5 protein-coding genes are annotated in these 6,408 nt (G+C 57.1%); 2 read left to right on the top strand and 3 right to left on the bottom strand.

What is annotated here, in order from left to right; translation table 11 throughout:
- Both ACOYQJ_RS26010 and ACOYQJ_RS26005 read left to right on the top strand, forming a co-directional pair.
- Nucleotides 1–1,884, top strand: a 1,884-nt coding sequence (locus tag ACOYQJ_RS26010) for a right-handed parallel beta-helix repeat-containing protein (protein WP_422908784.1), incomplete at its 5' end; no start/stop codon positions are given.
- Nucleotides 1,885–2,736: 852 nt separating this feature from the next.
- Nucleotides 2,737–3,891: a GNAT family N-acetyltransferase gene (locus ACOYQJ_RS26005; RefSeq protein ID WP_422908783.1), complete on the top strand. Its 1,155-nt coding sequence runs from the start codon at nucleotides 2,737–2,739 to the stop codon at nucleotides 3,889–3,891.
- Here ACOYQJ_RS26005 and ACOYQJ_RS26000 read toward each other — a convergent pair.
- From ACOYQJ_RS26000 to ACOYQJ_RS25990, 3 genes are read right to left on the bottom strand one after another with little or no spacing between them, the layout of a single operon-like run.
- Nucleotides 3,888–4,496, bottom strand: a complete 609-nt coding sequence (locus ACOYQJ_RS26000) for a class I SAM-dependent methyltransferase (protein ID WP_422908782.1) — start codon at nucleotides 4,494–4,496, stop codon at nucleotides 3,888–3,890. The genes ACOYQJ_RS26005 and ACOYQJ_RS26000 overlap by 4 nt on opposite strands.
- 18 nt (nucleotides 4,497–4,514) lie before the next feature.
- Nucleotides 4,515–5,186: a polysaccharide deacetylase family protein gene (locus tag ACOYQJ_RS25995; protein ID WP_422908781.1), complete on the bottom strand. Its 672-nt coding sequence runs from the start codon at nucleotides 5,184–5,186 to the stop codon at nucleotides 4,515–4,517.
- Nucleotides 5,187–5,191: 5 nt separating this feature from the next.
- Complete coding sequence (locus tag ACOYQJ_RS25990; protein WP_422908780.1) at nucleotides 5,192–6,196, bottom strand: glycosyltransferase family 2 protein; 1,005 nt, start codon at nucleotides 6,194–6,196, stop codon at nucleotides 5,192–5,194.
- Nucleotides 6,197–6,408: the final 212 nt, after the last annotated feature.

Below are 6,408 nucleotides of genomic sequence, written 5' to 3'. Positions count from 1 at the left end.
ATGACCTGGGAGACCAACACCGAGTACCTCCAGTTCGGCGCCCTCGGCTGGGGCAGCAAAACCGGCGAGGCGGGCTTTGGCAATGTCTTCGACGGCAAGATCTCCGACATCGTCGTCACTGAAGGCGTCAAGACCCCGGCAGAAGTGGCTGAGATGATCAATCCAACAGCCCCAACTGACACCGGAACCACCACCACACCGACGGACACCACGACCACCACACCGGACACGACGACAACTGCGCCCACCGGCTCTGGCGGAGGTACGATCACCGTCGCCACCGCAGACGGTCTGATCGCTGCGCTGAAAGCCGCGACCGGCGGAGAAACCATCATTCTCAAGGATGGCGCCTACGGCAGCGTGACGATCAGTGGCATCGACGTGCCCTCGAATGTCACCGTCACCTCGGAAACACCGCTTGGGGCCAAGTTCGATACGCTGACGATTACAGGCAGCTCGAACATCACCTTCGACGGGCTCCACGTTGACAGCCCCACCGATGGGCCGCGGTACACCGCCCTGGTGGACATCACCGGCGGCAGCTCAGACATCTCCTTCATCAACAGCGAGATCAACGGCGTCAAGGACGGTAATTTCGACGGCGCCTACGGGTTGCGCGTAGCCTCCGGCTCGAGCGACATCACCGTCGAGAACAACTACATCCATGACACCAGCAATGGCGCAGTCTTCTTCGGTTCGACTGGCCTGATCGTCGCGGACAATCAGTTCGAGTATATGGGCGGCGACAGCATGAAATTCGGCGGCGTCACCGACACGCTGATCGAAGGCAACATCGGCGCGACCATCTACGAGAACCCCGATCCCGCCGTTCACAACGACTTTATCCAGTTCCAGGGCAGCTCCTCGGGGGTCGTGATCCGCGGCAACGTCATGCTGCTCGATGAATCGCCGCGCGACAGCACCGCCGTCGTTCAGGGGATTTTCATCAAGGACGGCGCCTACAGCGACTTCCTGATCGAGCAGAACATCATCCACACCAACACCGTGAACGGGATCTACATCCAGAGCACCGCGGGGACCGGCGGCAATATCAACATCGTCAACAACACGGTGCTGTCGACGACCGATATCACCAAGTGGGACAATGCCCAGATCCGCATCGTCTCGGTCGCGGGCAGCTACACGGTGCAGGACAACATCGTCGACGGGATCGTTGATCAGGTCGGCACCGGCACGGTGAACGGAAACCTCTTCCTGCAGTGGGAAGACCCGAATGCCCCCAACCACTACAGCGATGTCTATGCCTCTGTCGGCGGCAGCGGCGCCACGATCGATGACTTCACCCCTGTCGGCAGCCTCGGCGACGGGCTTGGCGCCTACGAGTGGATCGCAATCCTGAACGGCTCAACCGGATCGACCGACACCACCGGATCGACAGGAAGCACCGGCTCAACCGGCTCGACCGACACAACAGGCTCGACCGGCTCGACCGATACCACTGGATCGACCGGATCGACCGACACCACCGGATCGACAGATACCACAGGATCCACCAAAGGCGGGTCAGGCCAAACAATGACCGTCTGGTGTTGGGGACCAAGTGGTCCCGGTGGCGGCAATTCAAACAAGCTCACGGGAACGGCGTCGTCTGAATCGTTCACGTCCCAGCAGCCTGATGACATTTTCGTATTTTTCGACGCAGCGGGTTCCGATGTATCGTCAACGCGTGATGACACTGTCGATCTGGCCGTTTGGAACGACGGCATTACGTTCGACTCGGAGTTCAGGACGGCATTCGTAGCAGCCGTTGACGACGCCGCAACGCAAATTGCGGACGCGGCAGAAGTGCTGCAACTTTACGAACGTAGCTTCTCGGATTTCGCTTCTGGCGATCTCGCCATCAACAACGATCTGTTCCATTGAGGATCAAGCTGCAACGGGTACAAACTGCCACTTAAATTTGGCAGGATTATCAAGTACGCACTTGAAAAAGTTTGGCCAGCGGGGAATCTCGTCTGGCCAAACCTGACTGACGCAGGACCTTTCCGGTTTTGGTAAGAGCAAGCCAAGTGCCGATGTTTTCCACGTTCGGTTTGGAGAAGCTTTTCAGCCCATTTCAGCAGCTTGTGAGTGAATTAGTCCGTGTCAAACCCATCTTCCCGACGTCCTTTGGCCCAAATTTCATTGCTAAGGGTATCAGAGATCGGATAACTTTCTCATTGGCTGAGAAAAGCTCATACCATCCTTATATCATAATCTTGAATTTGTGCGATTGGCGCTGGCAGGGGATGGGCCAAGGGGACGTCGGTGCGTTTGTCACGACTGACCAGATGTCCGGAAACAACTCAAGTTGCGTCGACGGAATTTTACGCAGCATCGGCCAACAAACGAACTCAATATCATTGTCCCATGCCGGGCCATCGTCTCATGAGGGCCAGACGTATTGAGCGGAAGACAGGCGGCATCGAAAACCTTCCTTGCCAGAGACCTCGTAACAAGCAAGCTCGCATCCGCTGCACCGGCCACGTGGCAGGCGCAAATGCGGTTCGGTCAAACGTACATACCGGGACTTTCACGAACCGGGCCGAAGGCAGCCATCGTCCCGATGGACCTCAGCCCGATCATGCACTAACTTTCAAAGTGGATTACACAAGTCAGACGGCTAAGTGGAATTGAGCCCCAATTTCGCCGAGGAGCCCAAGATTATTTGGACGAAATAACAGCGATTTAACCAGCGACACATTTGTTATGAGGCACCCTAAGTAAGCGATGAAGATGACCCCCGAAAATGAAGCACCCGCAGTGCGTCGCGCCACCCAAGAAGATATGCCGGCCCTGCTGCAATTCGTGGGGGAAACCTATGGTGCCGGGGCGCCCTACAAGGATCGCGCCCGGCATCACTGGCAATTTGAAGACACGCCCTTCAAAGCCGATACGACGGCCGATCCGACCATTTGGCTGGCCGAGGATGGAGGACGTATTATCGGGACTATTGCAGTGCAGGACGGCGCCCTGTGGGTTGGCGGCCGGGCTGTCCCAGCGAGTTGGATAGTGGACGTCATGGTCCATCCTGAGGCCCGCGGTCGCGGCCTGAGCCACCGCATCCACGACCGTGTCATAGTCGAACGGAAGGTATTGGTCACTCTGACGATGGCGGCGGCAACGCGGCGGGTGGCGGAGCGGGCCGGTTGCCTGACCCTGGGACCCGTGGGGCAATTCATCCTACCCCACGGACTGTCGGGGCGCACAGTCGCGCGGTTTCTGAAATATAAATCACAATTCGGGTCTCTCGGCCGACGACGGTTGCTCAGGGCATTTGTCTCAACAGAAATTGGGCCGTGGATCGTTGCGGCACTGGGGCGGGCGACAGCCAAAGCCCGACGCCTAAGCGCGCCCAAACCGTCCGCAGGCACAGATGCCACCGCCATTCGTGAGGTCTCTCTTTTCCCAGATGAGATTGATACCCTGTGGCAACAGGCCCGTCCCCATTTCCCAGTGGTCTTTGAACGGTCGGCTCAGTTCTTAAACTGGCGTTTTGTCGATTGCCCGGGCCTGACCTACCGGCGGTTCTTGCTTTACCGTGGGGATGCCTTGGCGGGCTACCTCGTGACGCGCGTCGGCGAGCCAGAAGAACTGCCGTTGGGAGTTGTGGCGGATGCCTTCGCGCTGCCCGATGATCCGGCGACTTTGGACGCGTTGCTGGCGCACGCTGTGGCAGTTTTGGCCCCTGAGAGCGATTATCTGGAAGCAGCGGCCAGTCATCCCGCTTGGCAACAGGCGCTACGGCGGGCCGGGTTTTTACGGACCCGTACGATGCGCCCCACTGTGGTCTGTACTGATCCAGTTTTGCGCGATGAGTTGGCAAGCTTTCTGGACGACTGGCATTTCACCAAGGCTGACCATGATTGGGACCAAGTGCATCCGGTCTAGGATAGGCGTAGATGGGGTGCTTCCCACACTGCGCATTCCCAAACGGTGTCTTCAAACCTGATCGGTTCAAGGCTACGCCAGCCATCGCCCTGAAAATGATGCCTTAGCTTCGCAGCCCTAGACTCGAAGTTCGAAACATAAATCCGCTCCGCGCGCGATTGGAGAACTTTGAGGCTCTCGGTTATGTCCACAGCGTAGTAGAGCACTTCACATGCCGTGATCATATCAAAATGCTGCCCCTCGAACGCACTGTCGATTTGTTCCAGGGGAATGGCGGAAAACTGACCGTCAGGACAGCGCTCTCTTGCACGGCGGACAGCCATATCGCTGATATCAACGCCGAAAACCTGCGTGCAGATGGTTTGTAAATGCAAGCTCTGATGGCCCTCGCCACACCCCAATTCCAAGATTGTATGGAACGGGGTATCCAGGCTGCTGAGATGGGCCAAGGTTTCGCGGAAGCGATGCTGTTCTTTGGGGCTGTCCATCTCCCAAGGGTTTTCGAGTATATAGAGCATCTGCACTTTGCGGTACTTCCCGCCAAAGGTCGTGCCGCGCAGCATGATCCGGCGCCACAGGTTTGATAGTGATGCTTTTAAGTTCATGGCAGTCTCGCCGATCTTTTAAATGAAATGTTCTTTCAAAAAACTTTTTGCTCCGCGGATCAGCCGCGGACGCCAGTTATCCTCAACGCCTTCAAGGAAGGTGTCTACCTCTGCATCGGTCATATCCTTGCGGATCGACAGGCGATGGCGCAGGCGGTGTCTGTCAGAGGTGTGGCTGCCGTCGCTGGTATAAATCTCGGCAAAACCCAAAGCTTTTAGATACTTCACGACCCGCCTGTTATAGCCGCCAAAGGGGATTGCGACGCTTTTGACCGGCTGCCCTATAATCTCGGCAAGCGTTATTTGGGCGTCGCGGATATCAACGTCTAGCGCAGGAGGATCAAGGCGGCGCCAATCCAGATGGTCACGGCCATGGAGTCCCACGCGCATTTCCCCGGTCGCCAGGGCACGCATATCCTCGGCGGATAGGTAATGGGGGTTATCACAACGCCCTGTTAACATGAAAAAATGCGCGTTGAGGCCCCTGGCGCGCAATTCTGGTACGCCGATATCTATATCCGACCGATTGCCATCATCGAAAGTGAGCAGGATCCGGCGCCCGTGTTCCCGTTGAGCGGCCACGCGGTTAAGAACACTGCAGAACCGCTCGGCACTTATCCAATATCGCGCCTCACTGGAATCAACTCCGTCATGGGGAGTGCCTATTCCGTGGAAGTTCAGGATCGACACTCGCGTCATCGCGTGCGGTCTTTCAATTTGAAGGCGCGATCGTGATCTACGGGCGCAATGACATAGCGGACGCCTGCGGGGGGCGGCAATCCGTGCAACCCTGCGAAGGCCGCCCATGCTTCGTCCCAAGCTCCGATTGCAGCCAGCTTGCCCACTCGTAACATCGATAGAGCCCAGGCCGTCGGCAACCGACTGCGGTGGAAGCGCCACATATAACGCATCCGATTTCGGTAGTTGAAGAAATTCGCGAATGGCGAAGGGCGTCTATTGGCGGACCCCGTTCCGATCGTTGTTCCGCCCACGTGATACACCGTCGCTTCGGGGCAAAACAGCAATGGCAAATCCCCTCGGCGGGACGCCCAGTCAATTTCCTCGTAGTAGAGGAAATAGTCCTCGACCATGGGGCCGGTGCGTTCGATGAAAAGGCGCGAGGCCACCATATTCGCGCCCGAGATGAAATCGAGGCTTTCTTCCGGCGGAAAAACTGCCGCATCGGGCATAAGATTCTGGTTGATATTGCTGCATATGCCGGACCAGCGATACACCCGCCCACCATCGGATTGGATTAGACCGGGCGCTTCGCGATAGCAAATTCGTCCCCCCATCAAAGCAAAGGGGGCAGCTTTGGCAGCCCTCTCCCGGTAGGCCGCTGCGGCCCCCGGAGTCACTTCACAATCGGGATTCAGGATCCAGAATAGGTCGATATCCGGGTCGCGCAACAGATGTATCAGGCCGATATTCACGCCCCCGGCAAAGCCAAGGTTGCCCCCGGTATGCAAAAGGGTCAAAGGGCCTGTATCAGCACGCATCTTGGGGGAGCCGACGTAATGCTCCTCCAGATTTCGCCCCGTCGTTCCGGCCCATGTCCGAATTATCCCCACCGTGTCATCATCAGATGCATTATCGCACAACACGACGCGTAGGCCCGGTTCGGTGTCAAAAGGTAGACTGTCAAGGCAGGCCTCAATCACGTCACTGGAGCGAAATGTCAGGATAACAATTCCAATCATGCCTCCCTTTTAGTATGATCAATTGGATTGCAACAGTTCTTTTTGAAGAGCAGCAGGTGCATTTGGCCGTGGCATTATGAATTGGTTCTGATTTATAAACCGGTCAAATTTTTAAAGAGACAACTTTGCGGCTCAGCTAGGGTCAGGATGCATTGATTTCTGTGGCGCCGCGTGATTCACGCTTCCAAAACTGGAGCGGTGACATGAGCGAT

Source organism: Pacificoceanicola algae, from assembly GCF_049341065.1.
Lineage (GTDB): Bacteria > Pseudomonadota > Alphaproteobacteria > Rhodobacterales > Rhodobacteraceae > Pacificoceanicola.
Note: the sequence above shows the minus strand (reverse complement) of the source record. Positions and strands in the feature narration are given on the sequence as shown.